At 48.8% G+C, this 18939-nt stretch carries 11 protein-coding genes; 4 read left to right on the plus strand and 7 right to left on the minus strand.

Annotated elements, in window-relative coordinates:
• Positions 1 to 78 precede the first annotated feature (78 nt).
• Positions 79 to 2298 carry a helix-turn-helix domain-containing protein gene (locus BMW65_RS24750; RefSeq protein ID WP_090602545.1) on the minus strand — a complete coding sequence of 740 codons (2220 nt, stop codon included), beginning with the start codon at positions 2296 to 2298 and terminating at the stop codon, positions 79 to 81.
• A 161-nt stretch (positions 2299 to 2459) separates the two neighbouring features.
• On the opposite strand from BMW65_RS24750, the gene BMW65_RS02680 reads away from it, so the two are divergent.
• The 3 genes from BMW65_RS02680 (at position 2460) to BMW65_RS02690 (ending at position 5515) form a co-directional block, all read left to right on the plus strand.
• Positions 2460 to 2702, plus strand: a complete 243-nt coding sequence (locus tag BMW65_RS02680; protein WP_090602546.1) for a FeoA family protein — start codon at positions 2460 to 2462, stop codon at positions 2700 to 2702.
• 3 nt (positions 2703 to 2705) lie between these two features.
• Entirely contained in the window at positions 2706 to 4790 is a 2085-nt protein-coding gene (gene feoB, locus BMW65_RS02685) for a ferrous iron transport protein B (protein ID WP_090602547.1), read from the plus strand.
• A 224-nt stretch (positions 4791 to 5014) separates the two neighbouring features.
• The gene (locus tag BMW65_RS02690) at positions 5015 to 5515 is read left to right on the plus strand and encodes a cupin domain-containing protein (protein WP_090602549.1); all 501 of its coding nucleotides are present in this window, start codon (positions 5015 to 5017) and stop codon (positions 5513 to 5515) included.
• Between the two features lie 6 nt (positions 5516 to 5521).
• Here BMW65_RS02690 and BMW65_RS02695 read toward each other — a convergent pair whose 3' ends face one another.
• The 6 genes from BMW65_RS02695 to BMW65_RS02720 form a co-directional block, all read right to left on the minus strand.
• Positions 5522 to 6967, minus strand: a complete 1446-nt coding sequence (locus tag BMW65_RS02695; protein ID WP_090602551.1) for an arylsulfatase — start codon at positions 6965 to 6967, stop codon at positions 5522 to 5524.
• A gap of 10 nt (positions 6968 to 6977) precedes the next feature.
• Positions 6978 to 8222 carry a peptide deformylase gene (gene def / locus BMW65_RS02700; protein ID WP_090602965.1) on the minus strand — a complete coding sequence of 415 codons (1245 nt, stop codon included), beginning with the start codon at positions 8220 to 8222 and terminating at the stop codon, positions 6978 to 6980.
• Between the two features lie 428 nt (positions 8223 to 8650).
• Positions 8651 to 10366: a GMC oxidoreductase gene (locus BMW65_RS02705; RefSeq protein ID WP_090602552.1), complete on the minus strand. Its 1716-nt coding sequence runs from the start codon at positions 10364 to 10366 to the stop codon at positions 8651 to 8653.
• A gap of 33 nt (positions 10367 to 10399) precedes the next feature.
• Entirely contained in the window at positions 10400 to 10915 is a 516-nt protein-coding gene (locus tag BMW65_RS02710; RefSeq protein ID WP_090602554.1) for a gluconate 2-dehydrogenase subunit 3 family protein, read from the minus strand.
• 36 nt (positions 10916 to 10951) lie between these two features.
• Positions 10952 to 12151, minus strand: coding sequence for a glycoside hydrolase family 130 protein (locus BMW65_RS02715; RefSeq protein WP_177180969.1), 1200 nt, complete (start codon positions 12149 to 12151; stop codon positions 10952 to 10954).
• Between the two features lie 105 nt (positions 12152 to 12256).
• Positions 12257 to 12448, minus strand: a complete 192-nt coding sequence (locus tag BMW65_RS02720) for a cold-shock protein (protein ID WP_090602555.1) — start codon at positions 12446 to 12448, stop codon at positions 12257 to 12259.
• A gap of 388 nt (positions 12449 to 12836) precedes the next feature.
• Here BMW65_RS02720 and BMW65_RS02725 point away from each other — a divergent pair, with 388 nt between their 5' ends.
• The gene (locus BMW65_RS02725; RefSeq protein ID WP_177180970.1) at positions 12837 to 18893 is read left to right on the plus strand and encodes an alpha-2-macroglobulin family protein; all 6057 of its coding nucleotides are present in this window, start codon (positions 12837 to 12839) and stop codon (positions 18891 to 18893) included.
• Positions 18894 to 18939 lie beyond the last annotated feature (46 nt).

An 18939-nucleotide genomic window follows, 5' to 3' on the forward strand; every position in this document is an offset into this window, starting at 1 on the left:
TGAAAAAGGCACTAAAGATACAGAAATCTATGCAATAATCGCACTGCCTTTTGTTAAGACTTAGGCGTTTTCGGCTTTTTATTTTTTTATGGAGGCTTGGGCAACTCGGATTTCGTGGTATTCGACGTCGGGGCCTAAGATGGATTTAATTGCTGATGAAGGTTTACCCGGATTTTTTCGCAAGGTGTCCAAGATGGTTTCCAATTTAGCGGCATCCACCAGTTGGGTGGCCTCAACACCGTTGCCGATGAATTCGAGCAGATGGCCGATGACGGTACCGCTGGTGAGCCCCCGCTCAGTGGAAATTTCGCCTATGGATTTGCCGGACTGGAAGAGCTCAAAACTAATGCGTTTCGTTTCGCCCTTTTTTGCTTTTGGGGCTGCGGACGTGCCGGGTATTTCGGATGGATCTAGCGCAATGGCGGCCAGCCCGTCTGCTTTGGTCACGATCGCTTGCAGGGCATCCCCCTTGACCAGCGCCTCGGCAATGGTGGCGCATTGCCGCAATTGCTCCCGCTTGCGCTTTATAGCTACCAACGATTCTTTCAGCGCTTCCACATACTTCTTGGTGCGTTTTTTTATCGCCCACATGGTCAGGTGCACTTCAAGTACTGTAACCAATTCGGCATCTATCTGAGGTAAAAACCAAGCTACGGCTTTCGTGGTACGTTCGTGTATCCGGACGTAATCGGGATGCGTTTGCTTATTGAGCAATCCATCTAATTGGTTTCTGAATTTGTTGGCCACGTCCCGCAAATTTTCACAGGTACGGAACAACGCTTGCACAACGTGCATGGCTTCGGCCTGATCAGCGATATTACGGGTAGTCAAATCCGTACTCAATGTTGCCAATGTTTCGACCACGGTGTCCCATTTAAACGCTTGGAGGAGCATATGCCCGATATAATTGCGCTGTGAGGCCTCTAACAGGGCAGGCACATCCTCTTCTGCAAGCATATTGCTCGAAAAAAGGGCTACCTGCTGATCGGTACGGATGCTGTGCGCTGGAATGCGGGAATATAATACCAACCCATCAAGCGTGCGCAGGCGACTCAGGGCCACATACACTTGCCCAGCAGCAAAAGAGCCACCTGCATCGATAATGGCCTTATCAAACGTAAGCCCCTGGCTTTTATGGATGGTAATCGCCCAGGCCAGCCGCAAAGGGAATTGCGCGAAGGTGCCCAACACTTCTTCTTCGATTTTATCTTCCACCTTGTCATAACGGTACCGAATGTTTTCCCACGCCTCGCGCTTCACTTCAACGGCCTCACCACCATCCGTGAAATCGACAATCAACGCATCACCCGATTCATCAATGTGCTTGACATAACCGATTTTGCCATTATAATAGCGGCGTTCGTCGCCACTGTCATTACGGATAAACATCACCTGTGCGCCGACTTTCAACTCCAGTTCGACCTCTACCGGGTATAAGCTTTCGGGAAAATCGTTTGACACCTTGGCCTTCAGTGCCGTCGTTTTACCTGGAAGAGCCTCCAGTTCCCGCCGATTGATCGCATCAGCCCGGTGGTTGTGGGTGGTGAGTGTAATATAGGGTTCGTCTTTAGCCGGTACGAAATCAGGGTTGTAATAGGTATTAAGCAATTCCAATTGTTCCGTAGAGCAGCAGTTGTTGCGAATATCGTTGAGGATGTCTATAAATGTCTGCTCACTTTGACGGTATATTTTCTTCAGTTCCAACAGCAGCGGGGGGTATTCACGCAGCACCTTGGCATCAAAGAAAAATGGGGTCGGATAATGGTGATTCATGACTTCTCGCTCCCGCTCTTTTACCACGGGTGGCAACTGGTACATATCTCCGATAAATAATACCTGTAATCCGCCGAAAGGACGTGCATCGCGCCGTACCGATTTCAGGATAGCATCAATGGCATCCAACGTATCAGCGCGCAGCATGGACACTTCATCAATGACCAACAAATCAATTTCCTGCAGCAGGGCACGCCGCTGCTTGGTGAGTTTCACCTTGCCGAATAGACGGCGGCGGTTGTAGATATGGCTATCGTCATCATTCCATGCCAGTGCATAGTCTTCGATATACATTCCAAAAGGCAACCAAAATAAGGAATGCAATGTAGTGCCACCCGCATTCATCGCCGCTACGCCCGTGGGTGCCGCCACAGCCATTTTCTTGTAACTATGCTGCCGGATGTATTTCAGAAACGTCGTTTTTCCTGTACCGGCTTTACCGGTGAGGAAGATGTTGCGGTTGGTCTGGTTTACAAACGATACCGCTTGCATAAACGCCGTATTTTGCACATCTAATTCGGCCATAACGCTGAAGGAGGTTTAGCTGTCAATCTCAGAACAGCAGGTAAACAAACAAAAGTACTATTTTTTTCCATATCTGCTGCCACTGCTCGCTAAAGCAATTTCCTAATGTTTAGATTCATTATAATTAGTACCTTTGGCAACGATTAGCAAACATCCATGTAATGTCACAGCACAAATCCATTAATCATTTAAGAAAAGGAGAGATGGCGACCATCACTGGGTACCTTGCAGGTGAAGTGCCCATCAAAATCTATGAAATGGGGCTTTTGCCTGGGGTGGTGCTGACGATGAAGCAGCAGTTACCATTCAACGGGCCTGTTTGTATCCATATCCAGGACAACCCCAATGCCATCGCATTGCGCCGTTCCGAGGCAGACCTTATTTTAATCGAATCCCTATCATAAACTATGACCGAGATCAAAATCGCCTTGGTGGGAAACCCCAATGTAGGTAAATCCACGGTGTTCAATAAACTGACCGGGCTACGCCAAAAAGTGGGCAACTACCCGGGTATCACGGTGGAGAAGAAAACGGGGAGCTTTACTTATCAGCATACCAAATACCAACTTATCGATCTGCCCGGGGCATATGGCATCCATCCATCGTCCTTGGATGAGGAAATCGTCTATGAGGTACTCGCCAATAAAAATAACCCCAACCATCCTGAACTGGTAGTCGTGATAGGCGATCCATTCAACTTGAAACGTTCGGCCTTGCTCTACCAGCAGATACGGGAGATGGGGTTGCCTGCCATTTTTGTGATTAACATGATCGATGCGGCCGAGCGTGCGGGAATCTCCATTGATGTAAGCCAGCTGGAAAAAACACTATCAACCAAAGTAGTGCTTACGGATGCACGCTCAGGCAAGGGCATCGACGCCCTGAAAGCCGCCCTGCAAGACAAGCCCAATGGGTATACACCGTCATTCAGTATACCGGAGGAATATGCCGCCATTACCCAACAGGTGAAGGAGCAGCTTGGATATACCAACGATTACATCGCATGGCTGTACTTATCTCAGAAGCATAGCAAACATTTAGATCCGGCGTTAGCTGCCAAAATCACAGCCATCCGGGGGGAGCACCACATCAATTATCATCGGCTACAGATACATGAGACGATGGCGAGGCATAATATGCTAGACCGCCAGTTGGCCAACGTAGTGAAAGATCCAGCCAAAAAGCGGGAAAGTTTTACGACACGCCTGGACAACCTGCTGATCCATCCATTTTGGGGATACATCATGTTTTTCGCTTTGCTGATGCTGATTTTTCAAGCCATCTATACGTGGTCAGGCCCTTTTATGGACGCCATCGACAGTACCTTTACGTGGCTAGCGGCCAGTGCAGGCGAACGATTGCCGGATGGTCCCATCAACGGATTGCTGACAGATGGCATCATTACTGGCATCGGTGGCATTGTCATCTTCATTCCCCAGATTGCCATCTTATTTGTATTCATCTCGCTCATGGAAGAATCGGGCTACATGAGCCGGGTGGTCTACCTGATGGATCGGTGGTTGCGCCCCTTCGGGCTCAGTGGAAAAAGCGCTGTGCCCCTCATGTCGGGTGCAGCATGTGCCATTCCCGCCGTCATGTCTGCCCGTACCATCGAAAACGATAAAGAGCGATTGATCACGATATTGGTCACGCCGTTTATGACCTGCTCCGCACGGCTCCCTATTTACATCGTCATCATTGGCTTGGTTATCCCCCAGGAACGTTTCGTGGGATTGGATTTACAGGGGCTTGTCCTCTTTGGTATGTATGTATTGGGCATATTGGCAGCCTTGGGAAGTGCTTGGATACTGAAGCAATTGATGAAAACCAACTACAAGAGTTTTCTAATCCTTGAAATGCCCACCTATAAATACCCCGTGATACGAAACGTGCTATTAAACGTATGGGATAAAACCATGGGTTTCGTATTGGGGGCAGGGAAAATCATTTTGGCTATCAGCATCATCTTATGGGTATTGGGATCTTTTGGCGTAGGCGAACGATTTACTAATGCGGCGGATGTCGTACACATGGAACATCCGGAACTTGACGGTGAAGCACTTGAAAATGAAGTGCAGTCACAGCAATTGGAATATTCTTTTCTTGGCACAATGGGACGGTTCATCGAACCGGCAATTGCGCCCTTGGGTTATGATTGGAAGATGGGCATCGGACTGATATCCTCTTTTGCAGCACGGGAGGTATTCGTCAGCACGATGGCGACTGTCTACAGCCTGGGTGGCACCGATGATGAGCTGACCATCCGTGAGCGTATGGCCAGCGAAATCAACCCCAACACGAATCGCCCAGCATACAATTTTGCTTCGGGCATCTCCCTGCTGTTGTTTTATGCATTTGCCATGCAATGTATGAGCACCATCGCTATTGTCAGGAAAGAGACAAATTCCTGGAAATGGACGTTGATACAATTGACATTTATGACCGGATTTGCGTACCTTGCAGCTTTGGTAGCATATCAACTTTTGAAATAAGCGATGGATGCAATTACGATTCAATACTTGGCGGTCGGCGCGTTATTTTTAGTGGCATTGGTTTACCTGATTCGGCGGACAAGGCGTTCGCTAAGCGGAAGCAAAGGCTGTTCGAAAGGCTGCGGATGTGAATTTAGTGAGAAAACAAAAACGCTTAAAACCGAATAGGGTTTTGAAAACCTGTCAGGTTTCTATTATATTAGCCGATTCAAATAAAAAAACCAATGACTTACCAAACAAAGGAAGAACTTTTTGACGAAATAGCAGGAATTCTCACCGGCCAAGGATTCCAAATCGTGCAACAGGACCAAACCCGCCCTTGGGGTGGTTTCTTTGTAATTGAAGAATCGCAGGCCCAAGCGTTTGCCAACACTTACTTCAATGGGCTTGATGTGCAGGAACTTAAGATATCCGGCAAACTCAGCCCCAAAATCCTCGTTGTGGCTCCCGGGAAACGCCTTTCCTGGCAATATCATCACCGCCGCGCGGAAATCTGGCAAGTGGTACGCGGCATCGTCGGTGTGGTGACCAGTGATACGGATGAGGAACATGAGTTGCAAATCCTGAACCCCGGGGACGTCATCCGGCTCAACCAGGGAGAACGCCATCGCCTTGTAGGGCTTGATGAATGGGGCGTGCTTGCTGAAATATGGCAGCATACCGATGCCGACAATCCGTCGGACGAAGAAGATATCGTACGGGTTCAGGACGACTTCGGACGGTAAGGTTTGTCAGTAGACTTCCGATCCTTGATAATAAAATGGGAATATTGAATTTTCTTGATGGGCTTCATCCATTGCCTGCCTGAGTAGCGTTACGACATCAGGATGCTTATCTGCGATGTCGTAGCGCTCAATAACATCGGTGGAAAGATCATAAAGTTCAATGGGCGCATCGGCACTTTTCTTTGCCTGCAATCGCACACCTTTCCAGCGCCCCATGCGTACGGCCTGCCGACCTCCATCTTCATGAAATTCCCAATACAGATAGGGATGTTGCCGTTGGCCGCTACGCCCCAGCAATGTGGGCACGAATGACAGTCCGTCCGTATAACGGGGTTGTGGAGCGGCGGTAATTTCCACCAACGTAGGCATGATATCCCAAAACGCGCCGAGGTGGTCTGAAATGCTGCCTGCAGCTACCTTCCCCGGCCACCTTACGATAAACGGTGTGCGAATGCCACCCTCGTAGAGATCACGTTTGACACCACGTAAGCCGCCGGAGCTATTGAAAAATTGCGGGTCGGCACCACCTTCACGATGTGGTCCATTGTCGCTGGCGAAAATAATTATCGTATTATCCGATAGGCCCAGCTTATCCAATTGGTCCAGCACCTCACCGACATACGCGTCTAAACGCGATACCATTGCTGCAAAAGTAGCGCGGGGCTTAGACACGGAAGCATACCCGCCTACCGTGGCATCCGACCCGTAGCCATTGCCTTTATACGGGGTTTCTCCAAACGCATGCTCATACCGCTTGTAATGTTCATCTTCCGGCCCTTGTAGTTCGGCATGGGGCAAGACGGTGGGAATGAACAGGAAAAAAGGATTGTCTTTATTGTCCTCGATAAAAGCCAATGCTTTTTCTTGAATAATAGCCGGTGCATAGTGTTTCTTCTGCGACAGGTCATTACCTTCCAGCACCACTTTTTCGGCATTATGCCACAAATGAGTGGGATAATACCGGTGTGACTGGCGCTGGCAGTTGTAGCCAAAGAATTCGTCGAAGCCTTTACGAATCGGATCGCCGCTGGTCCCTACCATACCCAATCCCCACTTCCCAAAAGCCCCAGTTGCATATCCGACCGATTGTAGCAGCTGGGCAAATGTCTGTACAGAGTCTGCCAACGGCTCCTGCCCCTCTGGTTGAATCTCTTTATTGCCCCGTACATACGTATGGCCCGTATGCTGACCGGTAAGCAATGCCGACCGAGATGGGGCGCATACCGCAGTCCCAGCATAGAATTGCGTAAATCGCATGCCTTCGGTAGCAAGTCGGTCGATGTAGGGTGTATGTATCTTATGCTGGCCATAACAGCCAAGATCGCCGTAGCCAAGATCATCGGCCAAGATAAATACAATATTAGGTGGTTTGCGTGCTGATTGCTGCTGGTGTGACATACAGCGAACAAATGATGCCCCAATCAAAACAACAATGACTATTATCTCTTTCATTTATCGAAGACTATTGCCGTCTTAAACGCTTCTCCAGATACAAATCCACTTCCCCATTGATGAGCTGGTAGGTTCCGGCTGCCTGCTCGGCTAAGCGGTCGGTAAAAAGGATACCGTAAAGATGATCGGTTTCATGCTGAAAGATAACAGCTGTAAAGCCTTCAACCATTTCCTCATGCTCTTCCCCATCAGTGTCCTGATAGGTAAGACGGATGGTGTAATTGCGCAATACCTGCCCCATAGTATCCGGTATGGAAAGGCAGCCTTCCACGCCTTTACGCAACAATTTAGAGCGCCATGTGATTTTTGGGTTCACGTATAACTCCAGTGGTTCGCCAGCTTTATCAAAACGCTGCACCCAAATCAGGTTGCGATTGATACCCACCTGCGGTGCAGCGATACCCACACCTGGATGGGTTGAATCCGTTACCGCGAGGTACATCCGCTGAGCCAGTAGCGGCAAAAGTGCATCCTTGGGATCGATATCTTCCGATAGGCTTTTGAGTATCCGCGTTTCATCCGGCACCGTATCCTGGATGACGCGTAGCAGTTGCGTAGTGTCTCCTGAACGAATCAAGTTCCGTTCCGCTTCCGTCAGGGGCTTAGGCGGGACATTCGGGCGTGGTCGCTGTTTCATGGGGCCGGTATATTTTTTTTCTCCCGCTGGGATAGCGATGGACAAATTATTCGCTTTTGGCGGTACCGGGCAACGGTAGCCGCTGCTATATGCACAATAAGGGTTGTAAGCGTCATTAAAATCGATAAGGATATGGCCATCCCGGATATCGGCCACCGACAAATCCAAGTATCGCCCACCGCCATACGTATCACTACCGTTGGTCATGTCTGTAAAGGGCAAAAACAAATGATTACGATAAATAGGACTGACAAACAAATCCGCGCTTCGGTACAACGTCAATTCAACAGGCTCACCGTGGAGCTGGAAACGAGCTTTACCATACCGCACATAGGCTTTGCTGGTGCCATCGGAAGTAGGCATCCTAAACGGCTGCTCGTCATGAAGGAGCTCCACGCTTGCACGTATCCGATAGGTGCTGTCTGGCTCGTAATAATGGAGATATGGGGTATCCGCTTCGTTCAACGGTGTGGATGGTTCCTTCAAAAAGCCCGCCATCTTGTCTTGCCGCAGCATGAGTACGCTATCCCTGTACGTCTGCGCATAGCTTATCACAATGCTTCCAACAAACAGTATTACAGACCATAAAACCTTTCGCAAAAGTAGCATTCGCTCCATATTTAGCAGTAAAATTAACGGGTAACGCATCACCGACACCGATAGCCAAAGATGCAATATCCGCATGACTTTTCCTTATTTTATTTTAGCCGACACCTCCTGAACAAATAGCCTTCTCAAGATAAAGCGGAACTCCTGATGGGCAGGAGTCCGCTTTGCTAACCAATTATAAACCTATATGATATGAGAAGAGACTATTGATACAAAAAAACCCCTTCATTACGTGAAGGGGCTTTTACATTCATGCTAGTGTATTTCTTAAAGCACCTTCAATGATCCATGCTACACATCGACATATAGCTGATCGCAACAGATTTATTCATTTTCAGTGTTTTTGCTTTCATGATACAAATATAAAATAAAGTATACTAAAATAGTATACTTTATTTTACAAAACACACAAATACCTGTTTTACAGTTAAATATTTTTACAAATCACCTTTTTTTAACTCATTTACGGCATGATCCACCGCGCGTGCTGTAAAGGCCATATAGGTAAGCGTAGGATTTTGTGTGGCTGTAGAAGTCATGCAAGCACCGTCAGTCACATAGACGTTTTTGCACAGGTGCAATTGATGCCATTTATTGACCAGCGAGGTTTTCGGATCATGGCCCATACGTACACCGCCCATTTCATGGATATCGTTGCCGGGCCGGCGATTGTCATCCATAGTTTGGATGTTTGTGAAACCGGCTGTCTCATACATTTCAGTCATTCGATCATAGTAGTCCTGGCGGCGTTGCCAATCACTGTCATCATATGCTACAGAAATATGCAGCATCGGGACGCCCCAAGCGTCCTTCTTGTCACTATCTAGCCAAACTTGGTTGCTTTCCTTGGGAATGGTTTCGGCCATCATGTGCGAATGAACCCTCCAATTGCTGAGTGTTGGCGTCAATAGGCCCTCTTTAAGGCCTGTACCGACACCGTTGGTATCCCGCATTTCTTGTCTGCTGGCACCAAAAGCTGCCGCCCATCCGCGTAAGAAATCCGTTTCCTGCCGATCAACGTTTCTGAAATTTGGTATATAACCCCCACCAGCGGGATTACGACCATCCGTTTTATATTGCAGCAGCCCGTCATATTCAGCACTGATACGCGCTGTATAGTTGTGAAATGCAACATATTTGCCTAATAACCCATTGTCATTCCCCAATCCATTGGGGAAACGTTCAGAGGTAGAGTTTAGCAAAATCAAATTGGTATTTAGGGTCGAAGCATTTACGAAAATGACTTTAGCATAAAACTCCAGCTCTTCTTTGCTATTGGTATCCACTATTTTCACGCCGGTAGCCTTGCCCGTATCCTTGTCGTACAAGATGGAATGCACAACCGAAAAGGGTCTTAACGTAAGGTTACCAGTTTTCTGCGCCCAAGGTAAGGTGGATGAATTGCTGCTAAAATATCCCCCAAAAGGGCACCCGCGCTGGCACAGGGTGCGATTTTGGCATTGCACCCGGCCTTGCTGAATATGGATTGGCTGTGGCTGCGAAAGATGGGCACACCGAGCGCTGATCACATGGCGCCCTTTATAATGGTTATCCACGGCTTTCCGGAAATGGTCTTCTGCTGCGTTGAGCGGGTATGCGGGCAAAAATTCGCCATCCGGTAGTGTGGCCACGCCGTCCCGATTGCCCGAAATGCCCACAAAACGCTCCACATAGCTATACCAAGGAGCAATATCGTTGTAGCGTATCGGCCAATCCACTGCAAACCCGTCACGAGCGGGGCCTTCAAAATCGTACGCGCTCCATCGTTGTGTTTGGCGGGCCCAAAGCAACGATTTTCCCCCCACCTGATATCCTCTTAGCCAATCAAATTCTTTATCTTGTATATAGGGATGCTCTTCGTCTTTCACGAAAAAATGCGCTGAATCTTCACGATAGGCATAACAACGATTGGCTATCGGGTTCAACTGCCTATCCTGAAAGGTCATTTCCCCTCGATGTTCCAACTCATAGGGATAGAGGTTGGTCGTGGGATAATCCTTCACGTGCACAACATCACGCCCCCGCTCCAACACCAGTGTTTTCAAGCCTTTCTCTGTAAATTCCTTAGCAGCCCACCCGCCGCTTGCACCGGATCCGATGACAATGGCATCAAATGTCCGATCCTTCACACTATCTACTGCGATATTAGCCATGTGTATTTTAGTTGTTTAGTTAGTTAGGCTGTCTTATACCGGGAAATAGCCGTTATATCTACCGGGTACCAGCTCATATTTTACCAAGTTGGTCATCACGTACTGAGAATTCATATAACCTTGGATGGTTCTACGTTTAACCAGGCCATAAAACTGTACGAGATTACTATCCCCGCTGTCCGGCGCTTTCCCGAGCAACGCCGTGCGTTCGTCTATGCCCGCCTCGGCAAACGATCTCCCCAGTTCCTTTTGTGACCAACTTGAAAACGTCGCTAATCCCTTAGTAAATGCTTGTTGGTCTTCAGGGCTGTGGCAATCATCTATCATCTTCAGTACGAAAAGATGTAAGAGCAATTCTTTTCCTCCCGCAGTATCTGTGGCTGGAACCAGTGTTTCGACCAGCTCCTCCAACAACGCTTCGTCGGCTTCCGTTACCGAGAGGTTGGCCAAAGCGATGGTGGCCTTGCGTGACTCATGGAAACACGCAGGAAGTACCAGTGTACCCCCAGCAATGTACAGTAACGTACGTACTGCCGATCTACGATTCATAGTTCATCATTCATTTGGTCTTCAATAATACAAAATTTATTCGATATCAAACGGTAAGGGATCCGGTGCAGCCGGGTTGGCAGGATCATAGACTGCTACCGCCACCCGTGAATCTGCACAACCATAATACAAAAACCACTTATTGCCATAGTAGACCAGTCCTTCAATAAATACCGTACCATCAACATATTGCCCACTTTTTTCGAAAGATTCCATCGGACGGAGAAATGGTGCATCCAAGCGGTCGATAACTTTGCCGGGATCGTTGCTATCGAAGAGCACCTGGCCGGCGCTATAAGTGCCTTTGTTAAAACGCCGATCACCTTTCTCGGGGTCGTTCTTGCCGTTGTAAAGCAGTACAATCCCCTTGTCAGTGAGGATTGCCGGAGGGCCACATTCAGTCAGGCTGCTGTCGAAATATCCTTTCCGTGGTGAAATGAAGGCTTTCAGTTGGCCGTTTTCATCGACCACCGGATCCCATTTGATTAGATCATCGGAAGTCGCGCCATATACACCATGTTCTCCCCAATACAGCCAGTATTTGCCATTAATCTTCGTGATGACCTGGCGTCCATCCACGACCTTGGTAAGGATAGCGGCCGATTTATGTGGGGTATTGAAGATTGCCGGGTAAGTGTTGTTGCCCTTGAAGATAGACCCATGTTTTTCCCAAGTAACCAAATCGTGGGAAGTAGCGACTCCCAATCGTGGGATCTCCCTGTTCCATTGGGTATAAAACATGACATACATACCGTCTATGGTCTGCGCGATACGGGGGTCTTCTGTCCCGCCCGGCCATTCATAAGCTTTCTGATTGTCGTCAGCGGGGTAAAAGACCGGTGTGCTTTGACGTTCGAAATAAAATCCGTCATTACTCACGGCATAGCCAAGCCGGGATGTGCGGTGGCCGATACGCACGCCGGATTTGTCTTCGGCTCGGTACAACACGACGATCTGGCCGTCTATTACAGTGGCTGCGGGATTGAATGTATCATTTGATTCCCAGGCGACGAGGGTATCAGTCATCGGATCTTTGAAAAGGGAAGCAGCTATCGGTGAGATTACCGGATTTATACCCGCTGGGCGTTCAAAGCCTCCGAAAGCCCAATCGGGCAGTGCCCAGGAAGTATCCTGAGCCGTGACGATCTGTTGGTCACCAGCTTGCTGATAGCAGGCTTCTAGCGTAACCATAGATGACAGCGATAGCGCAATCGCGGCAACATATCTTAGTTTCATGAGAATAAAGATAATGGATACCGCTGAAATAGCCATAAGCAGACACCATAAAAAAAGCTGCCTCAAGGGGCAGCTTCAACAAAAACCAATCGAATTGACTTTCTGTTAGATGAGCCTGACATTCACCGCATTGAGGCCTTTTTTACCTTTTGCGATTTCAAAAGACACATCATCCTTTTCGCGGATCTTGTCAATCAGACCAGATACATGAACGAAAACATCTTCACCGCCTCCTATTGGGGTGATAAATCCGAAACCTTTGGTCTCATTGAAGAATTTTACTACACCTTCTTGCATGGGTAATCTAAAAATAAAATTAAATAAGGGCGAATGTATGGATTATTTATGCCAATCTTGTCAAAAATCTTGGGTAAATCGTTTTTCTTCTTACCTTTACAAAAACCACTGTGACCATTGATAGTCATGGTGATACCTAAAATCGAAAAAGCACAGGCAACTAACCATCTCCCAACTATCCAAAACCTACGATAATGGCGTACAAGCCCCAAAGCGGATCGCAACACGTCGGACAATCGAGCGGCTGTGACATTGTTAGAATAGAAAAATCTCAAAAACTTATGGATTTGGCATGCTTGTAGCATCTGTGTACAACAATGCGTCATTACAGCGTACATGCTATTTCACTAAGTTTGTAAAACCATTGAGGGACTTTAATTCTAACACCATGATTCGTAATGCATTCTTATCATTGCTATTGTTTTCCGCTGCGGTTGCTTCAGCCCAGCATCCACACAAAGACGACCCATTCAAACAGCAATGGCAGCAGGTAGACACCCTGATGGAAAAAGGGCGGCCGGAATCAGCCGCCGTGATTGCACGATCGGTATTGGCTGCTGCACAGAAAGATGGCAACAGGGCTCACACGATTAAGGCGCAGCTCTTCCTAATGGGAGTGGATGAACGTATTCAAGAAAACGCTACTATTCACAACATCCAACGAATCGATTCGGTCATCCAAGTGAGTGAAGGGCCTGAAAAAGCAATTTGGCAAAGCATCAACGCCGAACTCTACTGGCAGTATTACCAACGTAATCGCTGGACCATCCTTGGCCGTACACCAGTAGCTGGAGTGCCTCCAGCAGACATTGCTATGTGGGATGCAGGCGCCTTCATCGCCAAAGCAAGTGCGCTCTATCAAGCGTCGATCTTAGACAGTGAACCACTCAAGGCCATACCCGTGGAGCATTACATTCCCCTCATCGCCGAAGGTGAAAACACCCGCCAGCTACGCCCCACATTGTATGACTTCCTTGCCTTCCGTGCCATCGCCTTTTTCGAAAATGATGAAAAGGACATTGTCCGCCCGGCTTATCAATTCGAAATCAGCGGTACCTTATGGTTTGAGCCCGTAGAACTTTTTGCCGATGTAAAGGTGAATCCTGCACAACCGGAGGCCCTGCATTTCCGGGCATTGCATACCTACCAACAGGTACTTGCCTTCCACCTCCATGATGAACAACCGGACGCGCTCATTGATGCCGATCTGCAACGGCTTGCTTTTGTGCACCGGTATGCTGTACATCCTGAAAAAGACAGTTTATACCTGCGTGGGTTGACTAGATTGGAACAACGCTATTCGAATACGCCTGCCGCTGCGCAGGTTTCCTTCGCAATTATCCAGTGGTTATATGATCACCGATTTAACCAAGGCGACGAAAAGGTAGATCTCCGCCTGTTGAAAGAGCGGTTGGATGCGCTGATCTCCCGTTTCCCCCACTCCGAAGGGGCAGCGAATGCCGCTAGGCTACGCCATGAGCTTACTAGCCAATCGTTGAGCCTACAAACAGAAGAAGTCGTACTGCCTCGGGAAAACAGCAAGGCCCTGGTAACGTACCGGAATCTCAACAAAATATACCTGAGCTTATTCAAAATCTCTTCACCAATAGATGCTCAACGGCTCAGGCCGAGTGAAGCGGAGCAAACCAAAATACGCCAAACCCAGCCGCTACGCACGTGGGAGCAAACATTGCCGGCTGCCGATGACCATTATGAACACCGTGCCGAGTTGAAAATCGACTCGCTCCCCGTAGGTTCATACCTGTTGGTGGCTTCAGCAGCCCCGGAATTGCAAGCGGACAAAAACATCTTACATGCTACGCCATTTCAAGTCTCCTCGTTGAGCATGGTGACGAACACGGGCAAAAACGGTCATTGGCTGTTTGCCTTGCACCGCAAATCAGGCATGCCGCTGCGTGGTGCCAAGGTTATCTATTGGGCAAGTGTCTGGAACGCCGGGCAAAAAGACTATCAGCACATAAAACTAGGAGAAACCACGACGGACGAAGATGGCAAAGCGGCAATACGCAATGAGGGGGCAAAACAGGCCGCAATATACGGCTCAAACTATACTCGGGTAACGCGAATCACCCTCATCCATCACGGAGATTCGCTCCAATTACCTGGTCACTATTATCCCATTAATAGCGACGACAAGCAACCCGAAAATCGTAAGCACGCTTTTTTCTTTACTGATCGTGCTATTTACCGCCCCGGACAACCCATTTACTTCAAGGGAATATTGGTGGAATACAACCCCCTGAGCAAGGCATCCAACGTATTGCCAAATCAACAGGACACGGTAACCCTTTATGATGTAAACGGACAAGAGGTGACAAAATTGGTTGTCACCACGAATGAATACGGTTCATTTTCAGGCCAATTTGTCGCCCCTGAAAATGGCCTTACCGGCCAGATGCGCCTAGGTAATGACCAAGGATCGGTCTACTTTGTCATGGAAGAATACCGACGACCAAAGTTTCAGGTCGTGTTTGACACGCTGAAGACCAATATCGCCCTCGGCAAGGAGGTCACGGTAAGCGGCAAGGCACAAGCGTATGCTGGTAACACGATCGATGGGGCTGAAGTTCGGTACCGGGTGGTACGACGTGCGCGGTTTCCATATTTCTGGGCATTTTATCGGTGGGGACAACCTCATTCACCTGAAATGGAAATTGCCAGCGGAACGTTAACTACCGACGCTGAGGGCACTTTTGATGTGTCTTTCAGTACAATACCCGACAGGCAGCTCAACCCAGAAACGTTACCGGTATTCACCTATACGGTATATGCGGACATCACGGACATCAACGGCGAAACCCAACGTAATTCCATAGCCATCAGTGCGGGCTACCGCTCCCTGCAACTGATGGCTTCAATTGATGAGCAACTGAACTTACACCAGCAGCAACGATTGCTCGTGCATACCCAAAACCTCAATGGTACAGCTACCCCGGCAACGGTTGCCATAGCTATCCGCCCACTCCGGTTTCCCGGAAGACTGTACAGGAAACGATTGTGGGAGAAACCCGACCAGCACCTCATGAGCGAAGCGGAATTTCGTACAGCGTTTCCCGACGATGAGTACAACGATGAAGCGGATCACCTCCAATGGGCTCCGGAAGACATGCTGTGGTCGGCTTCAATAAATACGGAAAAGACCAACGAAGTAATAGTGCCTGCGAAGGTGTGGAAGCAGGAAGGCTGGCACGTCATTGAGTTGACTACACAGGATCCACAGGGCAACGTCATTACCGAAAAGAAATATGTCTATGCCGTTGATACCGCCGGACGAGCCAGACCGCAAGCCAATTTGCTGGTGTATAACAATAAGACGTCGCTGGAACCGGGAGAGTCGCTGCAGCTGATGATAAAGACAGGTAGCGACAGCACCTATGTATTGGAAACCAATACTGACACGGCTCAGGAATTTACGGCTTTCTCCACCTCACGGCTCGTCAATCGTGCGATTGTGGAACAAGATCGGGGTGGAATAGCTTTCTCATGGTTGTATGTATACAACAATCGCGTGTACACCACATCGCAGCATATCATGGTGCCTTGGTCAGACAGGGATCTCCAACTGGAATGGGCGACCCATCGTGACAAACTACTCCCGGGTGATGCCGAAGAATGGCGGCTAACCATCAAGGGGGCAAAAAAAGAACAAGTAGCTGCAGAGTTGCTGGCCGGACTTTACGATGCGTCACTTGATGCACTGAATCATCACCAATGGCATTGGAATGCATTGACGGAGACAACTTTTTTAACAAATTATTGGAATGGCAGTTCGGGATTCGGGCAGTCTGTAGGCTACAATTGGCTAAACAGTCTCCAAGCTCCACCGCCTGCTGGTTATGACAAGCGCTATGACGAACTCGACGAATTAGCCCGCTTGATTTATCCAGTTGGCGGGAGAATAATGATACGCGGGGTGGCTAATGCCTATGGAACGGCTGCACCGCAAGCCGAACGCTTGGAGGCAACGGATGCCTTTGCATCAAAGGCAATGGAAGATGAAGAACAGATCTCCGGCTACGAAGACTCCGCGAGTGGCGGAAAGGTAATGCAGGATGATCCCGAACAGCTTGAAAATATTCCGTTACGCACGAACCTTCAGGAAACCGCTTTCTTTTTCCCGCAACTGCAAACCGATGCCGAGGGCAACGTGTCACTTCAGTTTACCATGCCGGAGGCACTTACCGAATGGAAGTTCATGGCTTTTGCCCATACACCGGATTGGAAAACCGGTTACCTCGAAGGCAGCGTGAAAACCCAAAAAGAGTTGATGGTAATGCCTAACTTGCCCCGCTTTGTCCGCCAGGGCGATACCGTCCGTATCAGCGCTAAAATCAGCAACATCGGTACAACGAACCTCAAAGGTACGGCCAACTTGGAGCTTTTGGATGCCACTACATTACAACCGGTAAGGGGCTTAGTCAAGGAGATTTCGTCAAGGGATTTTGCAGCAAACGCCAACCAAAGCACGACCGCAGCTTGGACGCTCCACATACCAACAACCCATTTCAACCCAATAGTGGTACGCATCACGGCAAGGGCAGGCAATTTCACCGACGGGGAGGAAAACACCTTGCCTGTGATTACCAATCGAATGTTGGTGACCGAAACACTGCCGATGCCCACCCGCGGCAATGAACGTAAGGCCTTTGAACTGGAAAAGCTGGCACAGACGACAAGCAGTACGCGCATAAACCATGCGCTGACCGTGGAATTTACAGCTAATCCGGCTTGGTACGCCGTGCAGGCGCTCCCTTATTTGATGGATTATCCGTATGAATGTGCTGAACAAGTATACAACCGCTTTTATGCCAATGCCTTGGCGGCACACATCATAGCACAGGCACCGCGCGTGAAGGCTATCTTTGACCAATGGAAAGGGAGCGATACAACAGCCCTTTTATCCAACCTGGAGAAAAACCAAGAACTAAAATCAGCTTTGCTTGAAGAGACGCCTTGGGTCATGGAGGCCAAAGATGAAAGTGAGCAAAAGCGGCGCATTGCTCGGCTGTTCGATAGCCATAAATTGGCCTTGGGCCTTCAGCAAAACCTGGCCAAGTTAGCCGAAATGCAACTGCCCGACGGTAGCTTTCCGTGGTTCCGAGGTATGCTGAGCGACCGCTACATTACACAGTATATCGCGACAGGCATCGCCCGCCTACAGCACCTCGGTATAGCGGCTGCGCAATCGGAGGTGGCTGAAGGGATACTCGTGAAAGCGATGGGCTACCTTGACCACGAGCTTAAAGCCAACTACGATCTATTGGTCAAAAGCAAAGCTGAATTGGAAACCCAACAAATCAGCTCCATTCAAATCCAGCAACTCTATTTACGCAGCCTGACACGGGATATTGCCATTCCCGCCGAAACCCAAGCGGCGTATGATTATTATGTATCACAAGCCACCAATCATTGGCCGCAATTCAACCCTTATCTGAAAGGCCAACTGGCGCTTGCACTAAATCGTCGTGGCAACAATAAGGCTGCTGCCGAAATCATCACATCCCTCCGTGAGACCGCGATTAACAGCCCCGAATTGGGGATGTATTGGAAATCCATGCCCCAGGGGTATTGGTGGTATGAAGCACCAATAGAAGCCCAGGCGCTACTTATTGAAGCTTTTGCCGAAGTGGGAAACGATACCCGGGTTGTGGATGACCTCAAGGTATGGCTACTCAAACAAAAGCAAACACAGCATTGGAATACCACCAAAGCAACGGCTGACGCCATCTACGCATTGCTGTTGCAAGGAAGTGATTGGCTGATAAATGAGCCTACGGTGACCATCACGCTTGGCAAGGAAACGATCCGCACCACGGATGTGAAAACCGAAGCGGGCACCGGATATTTTAAGAAGCGTTTCGACGGCGACGTGATAACCCCTGAAATGGGCAATATCTCCATAACAGTAGATAAGGCGACCAACGAAGGCGTAGCCTGGGGCGCGGTATATTGGCAATACTTTGAGGATCTCGATAAAATTACCGCAGCCGAGACACCGTTGAGCTTGCGCAAGCAACTTTATATTGAACGGAATACGGACAACGGCCCGGTGTTGGAAGAAATCAACGCGGCCAACACGCTGCACGTGGGTGATAAAGTGAACGTACGCATCGAACTACATGTGGATCGTGACATGGAATATGTTCATTTAAAAGACATGCGGGCAGCATGTTTTGAACCCGTCAACGTGCTGAGCGGATACCGATACCAAGGTGGATTGGGATACTATGAAAGCACCCGCGATGCGGCAACTAACTTTTTCTTCAACTACCTCCGCAAAGGCACTTATGTATTTGAATATCCTGTATTTGTGTCTCAGGCGGGCGACTTCTCCAACGGCATTAGCACGATACAATGCATGTATGCACCGGCATTCAGTAGCCATAGCGAAGGAATACGGGTGCGGGTAGCTGGCGATCAATGATGAGTTCGGAAGCAGTTGGTCATGGTGGAATAAAACAAAATTACGT

The sequence above is a fragment of the Parapedobacter koreensis genome (genome assembly GCF_900109365.1).
Lineage (GTDB): Bacteria > Bacteroidota > Bacteroidia > Sphingobacteriales > Sphingobacteriaceae > Parapedobacter > Parapedobacter koreensis.

Excerpts from the sequence above, each read along its gene's own strand:
- BMW65_RS02680 (WP_090602546.1), top strand. The coding sequence starts at position 2,460 with ATGTCACAGCACAAATCCATTAATCATTTAAGAAAAGGAGAGATGGCG.
- BMW65_RS02710 (WP_090602554.1), bottom strand. The coding sequence starts at position 10,915 with ATGAATCGTAGATCGGCAGTACGTACGTTACTGTACATTGCTGGGGGT.
- feoB (WP_090602547.1), top strand. The coding sequence starts at position 2,706 with ATGACCGAGATCAAAATCGCCTTGGTGGGAAACCCCAATGTAGGTAAA.
- BMW65_RS02715 (WP_177180969.1), bottom strand. The coding sequence starts at position 12,151 with ATGAAACTAAGATATGTTGCCGCGATTGCGCTATCGCTGTCATCTATG.
- def (WP_090602965.1), bottom strand. The coding sequence starts at position 8,222 with ATGGAGCGAATGCTACTTTTGCGAAAGGTTTTATGGTCTGTAATACTG.
- BMW65_RS02690 (WP_090602549.1), top strand. The coding sequence starts at position 5,015 with ATGACTTACCAAACAAAGGAAGAACTTTTTGACGAAATAGCAGGAATT.
- BMW65_RS02695 (WP_090602551.1), bottom strand. The coding sequence starts at position 6,967 with ATGAAAGAGATAATAGTCATTGTTGTTTTGATTGGGGCATCATTTGTT.
- BMW65_RS24750 (WP_090602545.1), bottom strand. The coding sequence starts at position 2,298 with ATGGCCGAATTAGATGTGCAAAATACGGCGTTTATGCAAGCGGTATCG.
- BMW65_RS02720 (WP_090602555.1), bottom strand. The coding sequence starts at position 12,448 with ATGCAAGAAGGTGTAGTAAAATTCTTCAATGAGACCAAAGGTTTCGGA.
- BMW65_RS02725 (WP_177180970.1), top strand. The coding sequence starts at position 12,837 with ATGATTCGTAATGCATTCTTATCATTGCTATTGTTTTCCGCTGCGGTT.
- BMW65_RS02705 (WP_090602552.1), bottom strand. The coding sequence starts at position 10,366 with ATGGCTAATATCGCAGTAGATAGTGTGAAGGATCGGACATTTGATGCC.